Source organism: Calyptranema fuscum S582 (genome assembly GCF_055793305.1).
Genome location: NZ_JBSLYH010000016.1, coordinates 124699 through 145843, shown reverse-complemented (window position 1 = coordinate 145843; position 21145 = coordinate 124699). Strand labels below are relative to the sequence as shown.

General features: G+C 49.4%; 14 protein-coding genes. 6 read left to right on the top strand and 8 right to left on the bottom strand.

Features of this window, described 5'->3' with window-relative positions; translation table 11 throughout:
- The first annotated feature begins 111 nt into the window (after positions 1–111).
- Positions 112–657 carry a hypothetical protein gene (locus tag ACR6Z4_RS13275; RefSeq protein ID WP_479717755.1) on the top strand — a complete coding sequence of 182 codons (546 nt, stop codon included), beginning with the start codon at positions 112–114 and terminating at the stop codon, positions 655–657.
- Positions 658–2329: 1672 nt separating this feature from the next.
- Positions 2330–4696 carry a cation:proton antiporter domain-containing protein gene (locus tag ACR6Z4_RS13270; RefSeq protein WP_479717754.1) on the top strand — a complete coding sequence of 789 codons (2367 nt, stop codon included), beginning with the start codon at positions 2330–2332 and terminating at the stop codon, positions 4694–4696.
- Here ACR6Z4_RS13270 and ACR6Z4_RS13265 read toward each other — a convergent pair.
- Positions 4686–4901, bottom strand: coding sequence for an Hfq-related RNA-binding protein (locus tag ACR6Z4_RS13265; RefSeq protein WP_479717753.1), 216 nt, complete (start codon positions 4899–4901; stop codon positions 4686–4688). The genes ACR6Z4_RS13270 and ACR6Z4_RS13265 overlap by 11 nt on opposite strands.
- 73 nt (positions 4902–4974) lie before the next feature.
- Here ACR6Z4_RS13265 and dapF point away from each other — a divergent pair, with 73 nt between their 5' ends.
- The 3 genes from dapF (at position 4975) to ACR6Z4_RS13250 (ending at position 6871) form a co-directional block, all read left to right on the top strand.
- Complete coding sequence (gene dapF / locus ACR6Z4_RS13260; RefSeq protein ID WP_479717752.1) at positions 4975–5820, top strand: diaminopimelate epimerase; 846 nt, start codon at positions 4975–4977, stop codon at positions 5818–5820.
- Positions 5821–6100: 280 nt separating this feature from the next.
- A complete protein-coding gene (locus ACR6Z4_RS13255; RefSeq protein WP_479717751.1) occupies positions 6101–6307 on the top strand; it encodes a glycogen debranching protein in 207 nt (68 codons plus the stop codon).
- A gap of 129 nt (positions 6308–6436) precedes the next feature.
- The gene (locus ACR6Z4_RS13250; protein WP_479717750.1) at positions 6437–6871 is read left to right on the top strand and encodes a response regulator; all 435 of its coding nucleotides are present in this window, start codon (positions 6437–6439) and stop codon (positions 6869–6871) included.
- Between the two features lie 183 nt (positions 6872–7054).
- Here ACR6Z4_RS13250 and ACR6Z4_RS13245 read toward each other — a convergent pair whose 3' ends face one another.
- Together ACR6Z4_RS13245 and metH are read right to left on the bottom strand one after the other, a co-directional pair.
- A complete protein-coding gene (locus ACR6Z4_RS13245; RefSeq protein ID WP_479717749.1) occupies positions 7055–8101 on the bottom strand; it encodes a pentapeptide repeat-containing protein in 1047 nt (348 codons plus the stop codon).
- Between the two features lie 887 nt (positions 8102–8988).
- Complete coding sequence (gene metH / locus ACR6Z4_RS13240) at positions 8989–12681, bottom strand: methionine synthase (RefSeq protein WP_479717748.1); 3693 nt, start codon at positions 12679–12681, stop codon at positions 8989–8991.
- A 469-nt stretch (positions 12682–13150) separates the two neighbouring features.
- Between metH and ACR6Z4_RS13235 the strand changes: the two genes are divergently transcribed.
- On the top strand, positions 13151–13798 hold the full coding sequence (locus tag ACR6Z4_RS13235; RefSeq protein WP_479717747.1) for a hypothetical protein: 648 nt from the start codon (positions 13151–13153) through the stop codon (positions 13796–13798).
- 237 nt (positions 13799–14035) lie between these two features.
- Here ACR6Z4_RS13235 and ACR6Z4_RS13230 read toward each other — a convergent pair whose 3' ends face one another.
- The 5 genes from ACR6Z4_RS13230 to ACR6Z4_RS13210 form a co-directional block, all read right to left on the bottom strand.
- Entirely contained in the window at positions 14036–16396 is a 2361-nt protein-coding gene (locus tag ACR6Z4_RS13230) for a CHASE domain-containing sensor histidine kinase (RefSeq protein ID WP_479717746.1), read from the bottom strand.
- 98 nt (positions 16397–16494) lie between these two features.
- The gene (locus ACR6Z4_RS13225) at positions 16495–17661 is read right to left on the bottom strand and encodes a nucleotidyltransferase family protein (protein WP_479717745.1); all 1167 of its coding nucleotides are present in this window, start codon (positions 17659–17661) and stop codon (positions 16495–16497) included.
- Between the two features lie 427 nt (positions 17662–18088).
- Positions 18089–18940: a segregation/condensation protein A gene (locus ACR6Z4_RS13220; RefSeq protein WP_479717744.1), complete on the bottom strand. Its 852-nt coding sequence runs from the start codon at positions 18938–18940 to the stop codon at positions 18089–18091.
- A 366-nt stretch (positions 18941–19306) separates the two neighbouring features.
- Positions 19307–19687: a LapA family protein gene (locus tag ACR6Z4_RS13215; protein WP_479717743.1), complete on the bottom strand. Its 381-nt coding sequence runs from the start codon at positions 19685–19687 to the stop codon at positions 19307–19309.
- Positions 19688–20069: 382 nt separating this feature from the next.
- Positions 20070–20873 carry a DUF3153 domain-containing protein gene (locus ACR6Z4_RS13210; protein ID WP_479717742.1) on the bottom strand — a complete coding sequence of 268 codons (804 nt, stop codon included), beginning with the start codon at positions 20871–20873 and terminating at the stop codon, positions 20070–20072.
- Positions 20874–21145: the final 272 nt, after the last annotated feature.

The following is a 21145-nucleotide window of genomic DNA, read 5'->3' as shown; positions in this document are numbered from 1 at the left end:
CTTTGATACTCCTTGTAAAATCCTCATCCTCGCAATCTGATAGAAATGAACCCAAACAAACCTGACCTCAGAAAAATTGTGGACTACCTGCCAGATCAACTAACTAAAGCTATGGCAGCCTATGCAACATCGAACCAATGTTCTGTAGAGGCAGTTTTAGAGAGGGCGATCGCTCGTTTTTTTGATTCTGAAAGCACCACGTTTACTGATGCACTCCTTGAATTGCCTGAGTCTGACCAAAGGGCACTTGAGGATTTGAGGTTGCAGGGTAGTACTGGCCTGACACCATACTGGACTGACAAACAGGATGTTTTCAGCGAATTGCCAGCTAAGATTATTACTTTGCTGGAGGACTGCTTTGTACTTCTCACGCTACTGCCACTTCAGACTATTGAGTTGGCGATCGCCCAATTTTTGCAAATCAAGCCAGTCAGCTTCGTTGCCTGTATCGATTCCCCTGGTAAAGTTCGTGAGCGGGAAAAAGCCTTACAGGATTTTTTAGAATCAACAAGACGGCAGCTAAAAAACACTCGGCTGCACATCGTGCAACCCCTCTCAAAAAATATTGAGAATCAAAGAAGAGGAAGACTTACTCCTGTGGAAAATCTGGTGGTAGAGGAAGGGACTGATTTTGCACCAATTGCCGAAACTGATTAAGCAAGTCAGCCCGACGTAAGAGAAGCGGAACGTATTGGGGTCTCTTGGAAAAATCACTTCCCCAGTCCTTGACAGTATGCGGGCTTAAACCAGTAGCGGCGGCGATCGCGTTGACGCAAGTTTTTCGATAGCCTCTTGTGGAGTCTTGCCGAACCCAGCGATGACAATATTCGCTTGGCTCTAATGGCTGTCCAAGCACTTGATCGATGCGTTCCTCAACACCCCTTACCTGCATCAGCCCACCAGGAAATGGGTGAGTAGAGCAGCAAGTGGTTTGCACAACCCCCAACTCCGAGTTCTGATAATCACAGCTTCCCCCAAACTTCCCGTCTAGAGGGATAAGTTAGAGGAATTCTGTACCAGAAGGCAAGAGATTTAGTCGGAAAACACGATCAAATTATTCCTGAGGAAGATCCGGGGGAAGGACAATCTCCCTGATACGGTTAAGCATATCTGCCATCTTCAGAACATGCAGAATGTGATCGGGTCTCCGCTCAAAATTGGGTCCCCAATCATTAACTGTACGCGGACTCAGCCCCGTCGCTTCAGCTAGGGCAGAAACACACGCTTTTCTATAACCACGTTCATCCGGGGGTACTTTAACCCACCGTTTACAGTATTCAGATGGCTCCAACAGGCATTCTGGTCGGTACGTCGATCCTAGTATTAGGTGTCTGAGTGCTCCTGTCTATTACTCTATTAAAGCTTGCTTGCAGGACGAGTCGCAATTTGCGACTATTATTCCGATATCTCAAATTCAATGCTAATAGTTCCAAGTTGTAGAGAAGTAGGGGGTTGAGTTCACGCCATGATTTATCCAAAAAGTAAATATCAAGCTTCAAGATCTTTAAACTCTTTAAGTTATGCTACTTAGTAAATAGGTTACTGTACCGAAGCTTCAAGTACCAATCAGGTAAAAGTAGGTCGAGCAAAGCGGCTTAATCTGATGGGTTTAACCGCTTTGATTTACCGCCACAACCAGGAGACCAAGTTTTCTCCTACAAAAAGCTGACGATCAGAATGAGAAATCGTAGTTTCGCTAGTATTCTTAACCGATGCAGGTTTAACACCTTCGCGAAGGGTCTATGCTCCCACATGGCTAATACAATGTTATTTTGCCAAAGCTAGGATCTCAAACGACTGACCCTTTGTGAAAGCCTTTCAGTTCCCATGTACTGTTCTTGAAATTCACATTAATCTTCTAGTGTGCCGTTTGCTCTTTAAATCTTGCTTAAACTCACAAGCCTTAGCAATCCCGGAATTTCAAGCGTTTAAAGAGCTAAAAATTAGCGTGAGCGAGAAAATTGCAACTTATGCGCGAATTATTCTGGAAAATTGCAACTTATGCGCGACAGAATTTTAACATATTGCGATCAAAATGTCTTTAATTCGCTATTTATCGTTGATACATTTGCAGCTTATGTGCGAACCGATAGGAGCACAGTATATTTTTAGAAGCGCGGCGTTGCCGTGCTTCTAAAAATATAGTATTTCGCGCCTGAATAGACTACGAGTGCTGTTGAGAGAGAGCCACGCTCCGCGCGGCTCTCTCTCAACAGCACGTACTTCAAAATATGGACTGAACTTGTTTGAAATATCCCTACACGGTCTGAAAAATCGATATCCTTAAGATTAGAAAAGATTAAAGTTTTATCTCGTTTCTAAAAAAACTGTGCAGGAAGATTTCAGACTAATCGTCGATTTGGTCATCGTGCTGGCAGCCGCCGCTGGTGGAGGATTACTTGCCGCTCTCCTGCGACAGCCCGTATTGCTGGGCTATCTGCTAGGCGGTGCGATCGTAGGGCCAGCGGGTTTAGGGTTGGTGAAAGAACTGATCCAGGTAGAGACGCTAGCTCAGTTTGGAGCAGCATTCTTGCTGTTTGCTCTGGGGGTCGAGTTTTCCCTGGCTGAGTTGAAAAAAGTTCGCGCCATTAGCCTGGGGGGTGGCACACTTCAGATTCTTTCCACCATTTTGATCACCGCGCTGGTTTCGGTGGGCATCGGTTGGGTGACATCGCCAACCCAGGGAATCTTTTTGGGTGCAATTCTCTCCCTTTCTTCCACAGCCGTTGTCCTAAAATGCTTGATGGAGCGGAGTGAGACAGAGACTCCCCATGGGCGGGTGATGTTAGGCATTTTGGTGGTGCAGGATCTGGCATTGGGGCTAATGTTAGCCGTGTTGCCTGCCCTCAATAGCCCGTCTGAAGAGATTTGGATTGCGATCGCCATGGCGTTGCTAAAAACTGCCCTGATTGCAGGTGGTGCGATCGCCGCTGGCATCTGGTTGATTCCTCGACTGCTGCGCCTGTTAGCCAAAACAGAAAGCCGAGAATTATTTCTGTTGGGTGTGGTGGCGCTGTGTTTGGGAATTGCCCTGCTGACAGAATATTTGGGGTTGTCGATCGAGATGGGCGCGTTTATCGCCGGGTTAATGATCTCCGAGGTCGAATATGCCGATCAAACCCTGACCTATGTCGAACCCATCCGCGACATTTTTGCCAGCCTGTTTTTTGCAGCCGTTGGTATGTTGATTGATCCGGGTTTTATCTGGATCAATCTGGAATTAATTTTGGGTTTAGTTGCCCTGGTCTTTGTTGGCAAATTTTTAATTATTACCCCGTTGGTCAGAGTCTTCGGTTATCCGCTGAAAACGGCTTTGATTGCAGGGTTAGGGTTAGCCCAAATTGGGGAATTTTCGTTTGTCCTGGCGAGCAAAGGGCAAAGTCTAGGCTTGGTTTCCCGACGCGTTTATTTGCTGCTACTGGGCACGACAGCGGTGACGTTAGTCTTTACGCCCTTTGTTTTGCGTCTGGTACCACGATTGCTGGCCTGGTCAGAAACTGTACCCTGGTTAACCCGTTGGCTCGATGGGGCAGACGAAGCCATGGCAGTTGCCGAAGATATGCCCACGCAAAACCATATTGTGGTGTGTGGCTATGGCAGAGTTGGGCAAATTATTGTGCGCATGCTGCAAGACCATCAACAACCCCTCGTGGTGATTGACCAATCTGAAAGCACTATTCAAACTCTGCGCGACGCCAAAATTCCTTATGTCTATGGCAATGCAGCCAGTCTGCATGTGTTAGAAACCGCCGGTGTCAGTCGGGCAAAGGGAATTGCGATCGCCCTTCCTGATCCCATGAGTACGCGCCTGTGCTTAAAGCGATCGCTAGAAATTTCACCCGATGTCGATGCGGTGGTGCGGGCGACCCAAGAAAAAGATATTGATCTGCTCTATCAATTGGGCGCACGCGAGGTGGTTCAGCCAGAGTTTGAAGCCAGTCTAGAACTCTCTGCCCATTTGCTGGCAGGTATCGGCATTCCGATGCCAATCATTCAACGCGAAATTCAACAAGTTCGCACTTCTCATTATCTAGAGCTATTGCCAGAACGACCTTCGCGCGAGATTTCTCGCGATTTAGAGGTAGCCGCCAGGGATATGAACAGCCGCTGGTATACGCTGCCGGAGGGTTCCCCGTTAGTCGGCATGACGATCGAAGAAGCAGATATGCGCCGCCTGACCGGCGTCAGCCTGATGGCAATTCGACGGGCAGAGGGCGAAGAAGTGGATTATCCCGATGCTCAGACCTTACTGCAACAGAGCGATCGCCTGTTGATTGTCGGAGAAGCCGGGGAACTGGCAGCCTTCAGCGAGCTTGCCAAGGGTGCAGCGGCAATTCCCGGAGAGAATGCATCTTGCCAGTGGTTGCTGGTCCCCGCCGATAGTTTGGTGGTTGGCAAAACTCTGGCAGAGCTCCATATCCGGCGTCAGTTTGGGGTATTGATCCAAGCAATCCGCCGAGAAAGCAAATTTATTCGCTTTCCCGATGGTAAGAGTGACATTCAGGCAGGCGATCGCCTGCTGCTCTGTGGTAATTTCCATTCTCTCAACCAGGCCAGATTGCTGATTGCACCGACAGAAGAACCGTCCGTGTTGCAAATCCCGCTAGCCACCGTCAATGCTGCCGAACGAGATGACCTGCAAGACCTGGCTGAGTCAGAGGCAACACCGGAGATTTTGAGTCAACTTAAGCCTTAGGTTTGAGATAAACGATCGCTTGCCGCCAAACGATCGTGGGTTGATCGTAATGATCGAGCAAACAGATGCAGTGGATATCTTGCCAGCGAATTTTGCCGGTAAGCAGATCGTTTGTCACCAGCTTTAACTCGACCTCGGTTTCTTCACGGGTCAATGTTTGAATTTGGCGAACACTTGGCAGTCCTGTTTCGAGTTCAGCAGTCATAAGTTTCCTTAGAATAAATTGATTGCAGCAAATTATGAATCGCTCATAATCAATACTAAGCATGGAGAGAGCAATGGCAATCGAGTTTATTAAATATCATGGGCTGGGTAACGATTTCATTTTGATCGACAATCGCCAATCTCCTGAGCCGATATTGAGTCCTGAGCAAGCGGTGCAGTGGTGCGATCGCCATTTTGGCATTGGCGCAGACGGTGTCATTTTCGCACTCCCCGGTGAAGATGGCACCGATTACACCATGCGAATTTTTAACTCCGATGGGTCAGAGCCAGAGATGTGCGGCAATGGCATTCGCTGCATGGCGCGATTCGTCGCAGATCTGGAAATAGCCGAGACGGGTTCTGCCCGAGAAGTCTACCGAATTCATACCTTGGCAGGGTTGATCAGTCCCAAAATGCTGGAATCTGGCTTAGTGACGGTCGATATGGGGTTACCCCGGTTGTTAGCCGCCGAAATTCCAACCACCTTAGTCGCGGCTGACGAAAAGGTTATCGATCAACCCTTAGCCGTTGCCAATCAAACCTGGAACGTTACCTGCGTCAGCATGGGCAACCCCCATTGCATCACGTTTGTCGAAGATGTCGCGGCGATCGCGTTAGACCAGGTCGGACCTGAATTTGAACATCATGCCGTTTTCCCCAAACGCACCAATACCGAATTTATCGAAGTGGTCAACCGTGCCTACCTGAAAATGCGGGTTTGGGAACGGGGGGCAGGCATCACCCTCGCTTGCGGTACGGGAGCCTGTGCCACGCTTGTCGCAGGTGTATTAACCGATCGATGCGATCGCCAGGCAACGATCGAGCTACCCGGGGGATGTTTAGAGATTGAGTGGTCTGAGACAGATCAGCATCTCTACATGACGGGCCCAGCGACTCAAGTTTTCGCAGGTCAAGCCTGAGACTCCAGGATTGGAATGAAATCCCACTCTTTAATTTTGGGAGCGCGGCGACGCCGCGCTCCCAAAACTAAAGATCCTCTGATCCCCAGGACAGGGTTGCATCCTGGGTCTGCATTCCATGCAAATCTAATCGTTGATTTTATAGCGGTACGCATTCGGGTTAGAACGGGGTGCAGGGGTGAAACCCCTGCGTGGGGGCACCACCACCCCTGATGTCCTGACTAGATTGCGTAGAACCATAGAAAATTAGGATATAGTCGAGCGACGAGGAGCCACTATTGTGATTATTTGGATAAACGAACAGATCGACCCTTCCGGGTTACTCTATTCCTGCATTGCCTGTTGCGATGAATCGCAGGCGCAGGAGTGCCATGCGTCTTTTGAAGCCAATTTGACGGCTTCGCAAAAAGAAGCCGGTTGGATTGCCCGCATCCGCCAAGTTAACTCCTGGGAAGAAGTCCCTGTCAATGCTCTGAAGCTAGATTAAGATTTGCGTTTACCATGAATAGGGAGAGTGCTGTGTATCCTCACACATCCTTCGTGTCCAAGTCCCATCCATGAAAAAAAGACTGAAAGACCATGAAGTTTCTGGTTGATCTCGTTTGGGAACTCTAGGATGGAATACAGTGTAAGCTGCGACCAAAGCGATCGCCCTCAACTACCTATGAATAGACCGCTGAGAGTTTTACTCGCAGAAGACAATCCAGTCAACCAGAAAGTAGCCTTACGCATGTTAGAGCGAATTGGCTATCAAGCAGATTTGGTTGAAGATGGTTTAGCCGTCTTGGAAGCTCTGCGCCGTGAGCCGTATGACGTAATTTTGATGGACATGTACATGCCCAAAATGGACGGTACCGACGCCGCCCGTCAAATCTACCGAGAATTTCATCCTTCCATTCGCCCTCGGATCATTGCCATTACTGCCAGTACCGATGATGGCGATCGCAAGAAATGCTTAGACGCAGGCATGGATGATTACATCAGCAAACCAATCCGGATGAACGAACTGGAACAGGTTTTGCAAACCTGCCAACCCGTCGGGTTTTCTTAGGGGGTTCACTGAACCCAAGCAGAATTGTGAGAGCTTGAAAAGTGCCACGGAGTGCCACTTTTCAACGCTTCACCTACCCTATTCGCTCGTGACCTGAGTAATGCACAGTCACGCTCAAAAAAGTGCATGGAGGTCTTGTGAAAGGACGCCTCCCTGCACTTTTTTCGATCAGGGATCAGGTTTTTAATCATGGATTTTGCCATCCGGCATTGTTGTTCCTTTCAGGCAGGTGCCTTCTAAATTGGCTTCCCAAAGATTAGCCTGACGCAAATTGGCATAGCTCAGATCGGCATTGGTAAGATTTGCCCCTGACAAATTTGCCATCCCCAAATTACTGCGTTGCAAACTGGCTCCCGATAAATTTGCCTGACACAAACTGGCTTCGCGCATGTCCGATTCATTCAACATGGCTTCGGTCAGATTTGCCACGTAGAGGTTAGTACCGATCAAATTGGCACCAATTAAAATCACTTTTGATAAGGTGGCGTGGCTTAGATTTGCCATACACAGGTTCGCCATACTCAGGTTGGCTCGACTCAGATTTGCCTTATATAGCGTTGCCCCGACTAAATTGGTCAAACACAGAATAGCGGCACTCAAATCGGCTTCTCGCAGGTCGGCATCCCGTAAATTTGCCTGACTAAAGGTTGCTTCTCGCAGGTCGGCATGGCTCAGATTCGTGGCATAGAGAACGGCCTGCGTCAGATTTGCCGTATAGAGCTTGGCTTGCCGTAAATCAGCCCGACTTAGATTTGCCTCTCTGAGATTTGCCATACAAAAATCGGCATAACTCAAGGAAGCATGACTCAAATTGGCTTCGCGCAACATCGTCTCGCGCAAAACCGCCTCGCGCAAATCTGCCATTGCCAGGGTTGCCGTATAAAGATTGGCGCGAGATAAATCGGCTCTAAACAGGTTCGCTTCGCGCAAATCTGTACCGATCATGTCGGCTTCTCTGAGATCGGCGTGGCTTAGATCAGCCGTGTAAAGAATGGCTTCTTTTAAGTTGGCACGTCTGAGGTTTGCCTCCTTCAGATTTGCCATACAAAAGTCAGCCTGATTGAAAAACCCTTCCCTCAGATCCGTATGACTCAGTGTGACTTCTCTAAGCTTCAACATACCGAGGGTTGCCTGACTTAAATTGGGATTGACATCAGCATGATCTTCCCGCCAGCGATTCCAGGCGGATACCCCTTGTTTAATAAGAGCTAGATGTTCTGAATTTGGCATCTAGAGCGACCCTTTGAGCTTGATTAACAGGAAATCCGACTTTAATGGAATACATCAAAGGTTTGCATTCTATTTAAGAAACACGGGCAATTGATGAGGTTGATACACAACCGCTGGAACAACGCATTGATGAGCAATCAGATCTCTTTTTAGCTAGTACACCAACTTAAAAGTTTTAGAGGGAGGTGGAGGGGGTAAAAACCCCTCTTGGGAGCGCAGCCCCCAAACCCCCATGTTGCAAAATTTCGTGTTTGCAACACTAGTTAAGGTTGCTGACTGAATGGCTGACAAATTTGTGCGATCGCGGATGAGTAATTTCCCTGAGAAACCTATACGGTTAGCCAGAATATACCTAGTATTCCCCTGACGAGATAAGAATCTTCACGTATGTCACATAAACCTCATCCGGTTTATGCATCTCAGTAGTCCTACACCCAAAGTCTGTAGCGCTTCGCGCCTGGATCAATAACAGCTGTTGAGATAGAGCCGCACTGCGTGCGGCTCTATCTCAACACCTTATACTTCAAGCCATTGAGGATTGCCAGAGAACAGATGCAGGGATAAAAAACCCTGTCCAAAACCGCGATCTCGGCAACCTGCTGTTCGATATAGCGGTACGCATTAGGGTTAGGACGGGGTGCAGGGGTGAAACCCCTGCGTGGGGGCACCGCCCCCACCCCCTAATGTCCTAACTGAATTGCGTAGAGCCATAACAATAAAGATTTTTGCAGCGCAGACGACGCCTGTGCCACAAAAAATCTTTATTTTTTAAGACTATAGCTTTATGGATTCACGGTAGGACATTGGAGAATGAGGTTGTGCCCCACGCAAGGGTTCTGCCCCTGCACCTCGTCCTGACCTAAGTACGTAGCGCCATATCTCTGCTTTTAAGCACTGAAGTACTTGGCTGCCGGATGGTATGCCACGATCGCCGTTGTCGATTGCTCAGGATAGAGTTGTTCACTCTCATCCATATGCAAGCCAATCCGCTTTGCCTCCAACAAATCCAATAGTGTGAACTGATCTTGGATATTCGGACATGCCGGATAGCCAAAACTGTAGCGCGACCCCTGATATCGTTGTGCCAACATATCCCGAATGGTGGTCGGCTCTTGACTGCCAAAGCCCAACTCGCGCCGAATCCGGGCATGGGTCCATTCTGCCAGTGCTTCTGCCAGTTGCACCGCCAATCCGTGGAAATAGAGATAGTCGGTATACTGGTTCGCATCAAACAGTTTCTTGGCAAATTCAGTAGCGACCTCGCCTACAGTCACCGCTTGCATGGGGAATACATCAATGGTATTTTGCGCTGCGGCTTTAGGTAAGTAAAAATCGGCAAGACATAACCGTCTCAGCGACTTTTGTCGGGGAAAATGGAACGTGGCGATCGCATGCGGTAGCGTCGCATCGGGATTTATTCCAATACTGGGATCATAAAGATGTAAGGAATTACCCTCTGACAAACAGGGGAAATAGCCATAGACCACCTGAGGATGCAGCAGATTTTCTTCAACCACCCGCTGTTTCCACTCTTCCAGGACGGGATAGACCTTCTCTGCGAGAAACGCATCATAGTCCTCTCGCGACTGTTCTTTGGGCTTGCGGAACTGCCATTGTCCTGCAATCAATGCCTGTAGATCGAGGTGCCAGAATAGTTCGTCGAAGGGAATCTCATGGGGTTGCAAAATCTGAGTGCCCCAGAACGGAGGCGTTGGGCGAGGAATATCAATCGCAACGGCGTCAGACCGGGTCGTATCTTCAACCGCAGCTGTTGCACTGATGGTGCGATCGCTTGCGTCGGATACGGGCGATCGCGTCTCTGCCGATCCTTGCTCTTTGACCGTTGCCCCTGCCTCCACTTCATCCAGGAATCCCTGCAAATCATCCCAGTTATTCTGAGCCTTAGCAGGCATCAGCTTATCCATGAAGTGCAGATCAGAAAAAGCATCTTTGCCGTAAACCACCCGACCGTTATAGGCATTCTGACAATCTTCATAGACAAACTTAGGCGTCAGCGCTGCGCCTCCCAAAATCACAGGCACAGTAATGCCGCGTTCGTTAAATACCTCCAGATTTTCTTTCATGAAAGCGGTCGATTTCACCAGCAAGCCACTCATGGCAATGCAGTCGGCTTTGTGTTCAGAATAAGCATCGATGATCTGATCGACCGTTTGTTTGATCCCCAGGTTGATCACCCGATAGCCATTGTTGGTAAGAATGATATCTACCAAATTTTTGCCGATGTCATGCACATCGCCTTTGACTGTGGCAATGATGACGATGCCCTTGGTCTGATTGGCATCCTCCTTCTCCATGAACGGTTCCAGGTAGGCAACAGCAGATTTCATTGTTTCTGCCGATTGCAACACAAACGGAAGTTGCATTTGCCCAGAACCAAACAGCTCACCGACCACTTTCATGCCATCGAGCAGGAAAGTGTTGATGATTTCTAACGGGGGATACTGTTCTAAAGCCTTTGCCAGAGCATCTTCCAGTCCAATGCGTTCGCCATCAATAATGTGGCGTTTGAGTCGCTCTTCGATGGGCAGATCGGTCAACGCTTCGCCCGATCGCGCGGCTTTGGCAGAAACCCCTTCAAATAGCGTCGTCAGTTGCGTCAGCGGGTCGTAAACGCAAACATTGCCTTCAAATTGACGCTGATCGTAAATCAACTGCCGACAAACGTTCTGGTGTTCTGGGTCAATTTTTGCCAGGGGTAAGATCTTTGCCGCACTCACGATCGCCGAATCTAGTCCGACTGCCATGGCTTCATGTAAAAACATCGAGTTCAGGACAATCCGCGCGGCTGGACTGAGTCCAAAGGAGATATTAGAAACTCCCAAAATAATATGAACACCGGGGAGGTGCTGACGCATCATTCGGATCGCGTCGATGGTGGCTTTGCCGTTTTCTCGATCTTCTTCGATGCCTGTAGAAATCGGCAGGGCCAGGGGATCATAGAAGATTTCGTAGGGCGGAATGCCGTATTCCAGCGCATCTCGATAGGCGCGTTGGGCGATCGCAAATTTCTGTTCAGCCGTGCGTGCCATACCGTCTTCATCGATCGTACCAACCACGATCCCGGCACCATACTGCTTTGCCAGTTCCAACACTTTAAAGAAGCGCTCATCGCCATCTTCATAGTTAGTAGAGTTGAGCAAACATTTGCCCCCGGCAACTTTTAATCCGGCTTCCATTTTTTGCCACTCGGTGGAGTCCAGCATCAGCGGCAGCGTCACATTCGTTACCAGGCGCGACACCAGTTCTCGCATGTCATGTACGCCATCACGCCCAACATAATCGACGTTGACATCCAATACATGAGCACCTTCCCGTACCTGATCTTTGGCTAATGCAACTAAGCCATCCCAGTTTTCTGCATTCAGCATCTCCCGACATTTTTTAGAACCACTGGCATTAAGCCGTTCGCCCACAATTAAGAAAGAATTGTCCTGGTCGTAAGGCTGAGCCGCGTAGATCGACGCCGCAGAAGGGGTGTATTGCAGGGCTGGACGGGGAGAAATGGGGGATGGGGGAGATGAAGGGGGTGGGGGAGATAGGGGAGATGGGGGAGATAGGGGAGGTGGGGGAGAGGTGGGGGTGGCTAACTCCAGGCTTTTTCGGACGGGGCGATCTTTGGGCTTGAGGGTGGGGGCAACCTCTGCCAGTTGGCGAATGTGGTCAGGTCGGGTACCACAGCATCCACCGATCACCTGCACACCCAGGTCTTCGACAAAATGCATTAACGCCATCCGCAGCTCTAGCGGCGTCAGTTTGTAGTGGGCATGACCCCCAACGTTTTCAGGAATTCCGGCGTTGGGAATGCAGGAAATTACAAAGGGAGAGTTGGCAGACAAGTAGCGGATATGCTCTGCCATGCGATCGGGACCAGTGGCGCAGTTTAGCCCCAAAATATCAATCGGGTAGGGTTCCAGAATTGTCAGCATGGCAGCTGCATCTGAACCCACCAACATGGTTCCGGTGGTTTCCATCGTTACCGACACCATCAGGGGCAGGCGTTGCCCTTTTTTGGCTAAAACGTCTTCGATCGCATTCAGAGCCGCTTTAATTTGCAGCACATCCTGACAGGTTTCCACAATAAATAGATCAACGCCCCCGTCATATAGCCCTTCGGCTTGCTCGGCAAACGTGGCTTTCATCGTGTCGAAGTCGATGTGTCCGAGCGTTGGCAACTTGGTGGTGGGGCCTATCGATCCGGCAACAAAGCGTGGCTTTTCAGGCGTGGAATACTCTGCGGCACACCGTTTTGCCAATTCTGCGGCAAGTTTATTTAATTCATACGCCTGATCTGCCAGGTCATATTCGGCTAAAACCAGGGAGGTTGCGCCAAAGGTATCGGTTTCGATGACATCGGCTCCGGCTTCTAAAAACCCCCGGTGAACAATGGCGATCGCCTCTGGTTTCGTTTTAATTAAATATTCATTGCAGCCTTCGTACTCTGCCCCACCAAAATCTTCTGCGGTCAGATTTTGCACCTGAAGGTTGGTTCCCATGGCACCATCAAAAACCAAAACAGGGCGGTCAGGACTGTGGAGGCGTTCGAGAAAAAGGCTTTTCATAGGAAAAATGGCAGCTTGCAGAAGTGAAGGAATCAGTCAGCATGAGACGTCAGGATCGGGAATGAAATCAAACCAAAACTAAACGTCCGGATGGTATTGAACTGGCGATCGTTAGAAACAGGGATTTACTTAAGGTGTAATTGCTTGCGTAGGGGCATGGCATTCAGTAAAACGTCTTCGCTATTACCCCAGAGTCATCTGCCGAATGCCGCACCCGTACCAGTAGAAGGCTAAAGTTGCCGATCTTAACTAAATCCACGATCTTTAGGATCACACATTCATCAACCTGTAATCCGTTGAGAGAACGATGGCTCCGCCATCGTTCTCTCAATAAAGAATTGGGTTTGATTAGATTTGCGATCCTCAGTAGATCTAGATTATCAACCTCTTTCCATTCTGTGGTAGGGGTATACAAGTTTCTGCTAGTATGCTGTCAACCTGTGTTGAGTTGGACGGAGACTGATGGGGTATGAGAAAACTTGGATATCTGGTACTCTCGGCGGTCGTTTTCAGCGTATCTACCAGTGTCAATGCCTGGGCTGGCGATCGCCCCACATCCATGTCACACTCCCCAATACCAGCGACTCCAAGCCTTCAAATCGCCCAGACAGACGTCGAGTGTCGTCTGGTCAACCGCCAAATGGGAATCTATCAAGAACCGCGCACCGATAGCGAATCGTTAGGATTAGTCCAAGAAGGAGATGTAGTGCTGTTGGGCACCGGCAGTGGTTCGGGTTGGGCACGAATTGTTGAACCTGTGGTGGGTTGGATCGATGCGCGAAATTTGCGAGTGATTCGTTGCCCCAGTGGCATGGTCAGACCGCAACCCGTCCCCATCGATCCGATGCCCGATACCGAATGTGCCGTTGTCACCTACGAAGGCTTAGAAGGGTTGGCAATCTACGATCGCCCATCGTCTACGGCAACACCCCTGGGCAACTTACCGGCTCGTTTTAGAGCTACCTTAACCGGACGCAGTGTCAGCGATCGCATGGGACGGCAGTGGGTCGAAATTCGCACAGGTAATACAGTCGGCTGGGTGGCAGAAACCGGACCCACAGGCCCCGACAGCGGCTATAACATTCGCCGACTGCGATGTAGCGATATTGTGGGTTGAAAACATAACGCCGTTAGGGTCAGTATTCTGAATGGTGTTCTAGATCTGTTGTTAATTTTTGGGAAAGGCGCGGAGCGCGCCTTTCCCAAAAATTAACAACAGATTTGAAACCAGGTTTACAGCCATTTTCAATTGCTTAAGCTACAGATTTTTTGTTGTGTGCCGCGCGGAGCGCGGCACACAACAAAAAAATTAAACATATCCCAGCGCGAAGCGCTGTAAATAACTAACACCCCGCTAGAGATTACGGTTTACTCCCTGTGGTAACGTCACAGTAAACGTTGTCCCGATGCCCATCTCGCTATCAACCGTAACCTGCCCCCCGTGTAGATCGACGCAGGTTTTTACCACAGCTAAACCTAAGCCTGTACCAACAATATCGCCGACATTTTGACCCCGATAAAATGTTTCGTATAATCGTTGCTGATCGTCCGGAGCAATGCCAATCCCTTCATCTTTAACGTGAAAGATCACAGCGTCAGGGGCGCACTCCAAAATCAGCCAGACGGGACGTTCGGCTGACGAATACTTCAGCGCATTGGAGAGTAAGTTGGACAGGATAGAATGCAGCAGTTTGGTATCGACAGAAGCATGGGTAGAAGGACTGTGACACTGCCAACCAATTGAGCGTGAGGCATCGACGCTGTGTTGCACCGCTTCCATCACCTGGCGACAGAAAGGTGCCAAATCAATCCATTCAGGATGACATTCGAGTTTACCGGCTTCAGCTCGACTGAGGGTCAAAATATCGCTCAGCAACTGCGCCATCGTCTTAGCAGCTGTTTGAATGCGCGTCAGATTTTTTGTTTTTTTCTCTTCGTTCCAGGTGCGATCGCTACTCGCCAGCAATTGAGTTGAAACCAGGATAGTACTCAGCGGTGTGCGAAATTCATGGGACACCATGGAAAACAAACGCATTTTTAGATCGCTAATTTCTTTGGTTCGTTCCAGTTCTGCGGATCGTTGCTGCACCTCTAATTCCAGTTGGCTATTGGCTTCAAACAAAGCCGATTCGACTTGTTGACGTTCCGTCATTTGCCGTTGCAACAGATAATATACTCCCGCCAATAACGTCAAACTGAAGGCAATGCTGACTATATTGATCAACAACGTTTGCTGAAGATAGTGAGATGCCTGACGATCGCCTTGTTCCAATTGCGATCGCAGATTTTGTTCCATCTCTGCAATCCGTTGTTGGAGTTGGGGTGGCAATGCATCTGAGGTGTCCCCCGGCTGAGAGGATGCCAAGGTTTGAGCAAGCAACTGTTCTAACGCTGCCAACTGCTGCTGTTGACCGGGAGTATCGGGGGTTGCTTGACGAAGCTGCGAAATTTCTAGTTCAATCGCAGCGATCGCCGATGTAGACGGATCAGCTGAGACAGAGGAATTGGTTGAAGCAGCGGAATTAGGGACGGTGGCACGTTCACTGGGTCGAGTGGCAGCGTCTGGGGTGGATAATGACCGCAATCTGGATAGGCTGGCGATCGCCGTATAAGCCTGTTGCAATGCTTCTCGATTGTCAAACAAACGAGTCATGTTCTGATATGCCGACAGGTTAGCGCCGCCCAAAATTAGCAATACCAGCCCCACCCCCACGGCAATCATCTTTTTTTCTAGCAGCCATCTTGCCTGGGTTTGCTGAAGATTGCGCAACACCAGTTTTAATTTTTCTGCTTCAGCTGTTGCTGTATCGGCGCGTAACTGGCTTTGTTGATAGAGTTCAGCCCGATCGACATACGCCGCAGTCGGCATCAGAATTAGCAACCACTGGCGATCGGCGACCGCAAAACTGCGGCTACAAATCGCCGGAGTATAGTCAGAGGCAGAGTCGGATGGGGTGCCCCTATCGGTTACGGAATTTGGCGTTGAGTCTGCCAGCACTTGCTGCTGCTGAGACGCATAAAACGCCAGTAAACTCTCATCTTTGGAATTGGATTGATCTTGCAACGAAAAGTCGATGTGTTCCAAATTCAATCCATTTAAAGCAGACTGAACCACATCTGCCAGCCGAAACACCCCCAAGACAAATCCCTGAAGTTGCTCCCGACGCGCAACCCGATGCGCAGGACTACCGCCCTGTTGATAAATCGGCAAAATTACCAAAAACCCATATTGCTTTTGGGCTTCTTGCACCAGCTCAATCCGTCCACTGATGGCGATCGCCCCTGTATCTCGCGCCTTCTCCAATGCCGACCAGCGGGTTGGGTCAGAGGCTAGATCAAACCCCAACGCCAGTTGATTTTTACTCAACGGCTCGGTGTAATAAACCGGAAAATATTCATCCCGTTGTCGTGCCGGAATAATTTCACTATTGGCATCTTGCTCGGTAATACAAAACTGAGGAAACCCTTCAGCTTGCACCGTCTGTTCAAACTTCAGGCGATCGCTTTTCTGTAGACGAGGCAACCACTCCAACGCTTGAATACTCGGATGCCGTGCCAACGCCGGTTGGACAAACCGCTGAAAATCTGACCGTTTAATTTGCTCAGACGATGCAAACAGCTGACTAATCGATCGCAACACCTCAAAGCAGGTATCCACGCTTCTCTGTAAATTGCTAACCAGACTGTCAGCCCGCTCTTGAAGTTCAGTTTTCATGCCGATTAAAAACAACAACTTTTTTGGGAGAGTGCGGCTCCGCCGCACTCTCCCAAAAAAGTGATTCACGTTATTTTTATCAGTATCCTATCCGTTCCCTACTTTGTGTCTACCTTGAGCAAATCTGCAATCACCTTATGCTCTGCCGGAGGATCTTCGGGCATCACCTGACGGGTATCGGTAATCAGCCAGTCTAACGCCGCTGCCTGGACGTCAATCGAAGCCCCCGTTTTATCCACACAATAGCGTCCAAACACGAGCTTATCGACCAATCGCACCCCCGGTCCCAAACGGGAATACTCAAACACCACGCTGTTATCGACATTTGCACCACTACAAATATGGCAACTCGGTCCAATCATCGACGGCCCGATGATGGTTGCACCATCTTCAATCTGGGTCATGCCACCAATGTAAACAGGACCCTTTATATTGACTTTGTCCCAATTGACAGCGACATTCAGCCCTGTGTAGATGCCAGGAAAAACCTCGTGTCCCGGAATATCAACATTCCGCACTTTCCCCATCAGCACGTCGCGCACGGCTCGCCAATAGTCGGGGACTTTCCCGATATCCACCCATTCAAACTCCATGGAGATGCCGTAGAAAGGTGCCCCCATTTCTACCAATTTCGGAAACAGCTCACTACCAATGTCAAATTCGACGCCAGAGGGAATATAATTCAACACTTCTGGCTCAAAAATGTAAATCCCGGTGTTGATGTCGGTGCTAAGTGCTTCTTCAACAGACGGTTTCTCCTGGAAAGATTTGATCCGACCCTCCTCATCCGTCACCACAACCCCATAGCTGGGGACTTCTTCACGGGGAACAGACTTCATGATGACCGTGGCGATCGCCCCTTTCTCTCGGTGCCAGCGCACGGCTTCAGTTAGATCGAGATCAATTAACGCATCGCCGCATAACACGATAAAGGTGTCATCAAAAAATGGAGAAAAATCCTGGATGCGCTTCATCCCACCCGCAGAACCCAATGCCTTCCCAATCAGTTCACCATCTTCGATATAACCTTCAAAAGAGTAAGCAATTTGAACGCCAAAGCGCTGACCATCCCGGAAATAATTTTCGATCTCGTGGGCGAGATGGCTGACGTTAACCATAATTTGGTCAAAGCCATGCCGACGCAAAAGTTCGAGCAGAAATTCCATGACTGGCTTCTGCATAATTGGGATCATCGGCTTTGGAGTTGTGTAGGTAATAGGACGAATACGCGTACCCTTACCAGCAGCCAAAATCATCGCTTTCATATGAAATCCACTCGTCCGGGGCAACTTCAGGTGAGACTAAGTTCGACTAAGGTAGCTTGTAACAGTGTTTCACAAGCCTGCGATTTTGCCAGAAAGAAGATGGCAATTTTGCAGAATCTACATCGAACGGATCGGGCGAAGAACTCTTAAATTTACGTAAAATTCACGGGATTGCGCGAAATTACGGGAAAGCAAGTCGCCTTGCTCGGAGTTCTTCTTAAGGATAATCCAACTGGAAATGTTTCAAAAAGATTCCGGGTATCAATTTGGGTGGAGGAATTGAAGAGGTCACTGGATTCAGGGAATGATGTTTGGTTTGCAGACGCAGCCCACACACCAATGTTGTCAGACTGTCATTCTGTTCAAGAGGGGACAGCGAAGCCGTCCCCTCTTGAACAGAATGTTCTTTTAGAACGATCCGTTGGCGTCAATCCAGCAGGGCGATACTCGACAGATCGAGCGGCTCGATGCCCGTGGCTCCGTCAAATCGACGAACTTTGAGGTCTTGATAAAACTCCTCCTGGGCAAGTTCTACTTTAGACTGAGCAGAAAGAAACAGCAGTGCCCAGAATACACCCACGCGATCGCTCTGATCGGTATGATGAGCATTTTCTTGCCGGGTTGTTTCTGCGGCATCTGAGTTAACCCAGAGGTTGAGCAACAGCTCAAATTCCAACCACTCTTCCCCATGTTCCAATTCATCCCAATACTGGCTGAGAAATCCATCTAATGCGGCAGCCACTTCAGACAAATTTTCCTGGTGCGCCAATTGGGTAATTGCCCGCACTGCCTGACTGCGAGATTGGGGACGAGGCCGCCGGGCACGAATGCGTGGTTTTTGGTCGGCAACTGCTGCTGCCATTAACTCCAGTTGGGTAATCAGCTCCTTTAACGTTACGCGGCGATTTTGGATCGGTTGGGCAACGGCACGTCGTCTAATTTTTCGCTCTAAGTTGAGCGGCAAAGAACGAGGGTCGGCGTCGCCCTCCAAAAATTCTGTGTCTCCCTCTAGCAACTCTTCGGGCTGAATCGCATCCGATCGCGCCAGACTATCCGCTTTGAGCAACACCAACACAGACGCATACAAAAAAGCCTGACCCGATTGGGATAGGTCGGCTTCGTAGGGGGCTCTGCCAGCTTCACTACTTTGAACGGGTTGTAGTTGACTCAGGAATCGATCGATCACCTCAATCACCTTGACATCCCAGGGATCGATCTCCCCCCGTTCGGCTAAGTCAATTAAAAGTGCGATCGCATTTTGTGCCAGAGAGAGCGTCATGGATGGCAATTACCGAACGCTGATGTGAACGAAATAGACCGATATCAACACAATTAAAGAGAGAAGGAACAGTGGCACCCAAAGGCTAAGGAAATTGAGTGGATCGAACACAGCAGACAAGCAATGAAAGAGTAAACATTTTAGGGTCTGAGTAGAGACGCGATTCATCGCGTCTTTACCATCAGCCAATTTCTTCGTACAGGCTGCCTAAGAATCACAAATTAAATGAAACCTGAATGTTTATTAGTGGCAGCGCGGCGTTGCCGCGCTGCCACTAATAAAATTAAATCCACGCTCCTGAGTACATCGCACCATACGTGGGGGACGGAATTCGGCGCGATCGCCCCTGTACTCCCCAATCAAGGTCTAGCCATTGGCATAGACTTCTGTCACTTCTACATCAGAGACGCCATCATCATCGTCTTGTTTAGACGCCGGTAAGAGCCGTTGTTGTTCTTCTAACTCTACTCTGTAGCGCTGAAGATCTTGCTCAAGTTCTTGGATGCGATCGTCACGCTTTTGCAACTCGCGTCCCGATTCGAGTACCCGTTGCAATTGCGTCCATACGCTAAACACCCAGGCAAGCACCGCTCCAAATCCCATCGCCAAGATCAGCTCGATCGACAGGGGAGCCTGGACTTGAACATTTTGAATAATATGAATTACAGCTGGCTCAGTATTTTCAATACCGAAGAGTACAAGTGCCAGACAAATAACAAAGATGACCGTAAAGTTAACTTGACGCATCGACTGAATCCTCAATCTAGCTAATAATCTAGCGAATAACTAAATGACCTCAGATCCTATGGCTCTACGCAATCCAGTTAAGACATCAGAGGGGCGGAGGCGGTGCCCCCACGCAGGGGGTTCACCCCTGCACCCCGTCCTAAACCTAATGCGTGCCGCTATAAATTAAATAAAACCCGGACGATTATGTCTGGAAGTGCGCTTCCACAAATCTTTGGTTTTATTAAATTCACGATCCCAGTGTCCTAACGACAACAAGCGAGTATCGAACTAAAGTTTAACAGGTCATCGAAAAAAGTATATCCAACCCCTGGGCGATCGCCCGTTATTTCAGCACACCCAAGCCACCAATGGAACGAAAAAGCAGGGATGGTTGACCGATTCAATTTTTATTAACAAATGTTGCATTTTCACGCGGGGGATGGTCTGGAAGAGGGGTCAACAGTGCCTTGAGCAGCATTCCCAGGGCAACAAAACCCATGATGACCACCGTGCCAATACCCAGCGGACTGGGTATCCAGAAGGTGGCTTCCAGGTGGTTGATCTCGCCAGCCATCAGCGTCCACACCAGGCGATCGCCCTCCAGAGTTGGAGCTAACGCCAGGGCATTGGTCAGACTCTGGGCACCCCAGGGGGTTGAGAGGCTAAATTTCAGGTCAAATAAGGTGCCGGGATTGATCAGCAGGTTGCCCTCTGACGAGAGTAGACCCAGCGATCGCAGATCAACGTCGTAACTGAGGTGGTCGCGCAACACCAGGATTAGATTGCTCTCGCGGACGCTGAGATGTGATTGGATATCAGGCAAATCAAGTGGAGTATCGGTCTGGGTATCATCAGCGGCGATCGGGCGAAAGAACTGATTAAACTTGCTTTCTAACTCTTTGCTATTGCTAAACGGAATCGTGACGACAACATCCTCATCCGTTGGCTTTTGGGTGCGCCCTCCCAACTGTTTGGCGCGTTGGTCGATCTGCTTCAGCCATGCCTGGGTCGTAGCCCGATTCAAGCGGTTTAATTGCGCCAGTTGAATATGTTGCACGATCTCGCCGTGGTGTTGATCGAGGTAATGCACGTCGATATCAGACTGCACACATCCGGTCAGACCTACGGCTAGCACCACTGCACAGAGTACCAATGTGCGCTTTAACGGGATGGCGATCGCGCTCAACCACAAACTTACAGACATGCGACCTCAACAATGCAATTGCAGGATTAGGATTTATTCTTGCTGTGCAGGTTAATTCAGTACGGTGTTGTGGGGCGCAGAGCGCCCCACAACACCGTTTCTGTAATGAACGAACTTGCACACCGCTATATTCTCGCTGGTTTGAGGGTAGGGTTACAGCAATTCATTATGGAAACTTGAGGTTTATCAGTGGCAAACCTTGAGTTCCAACCAGTCAACACACCCCTTAACACTTTTCAAACGGGGCTAAGAGCGTTGATGTTTCGTGCCCT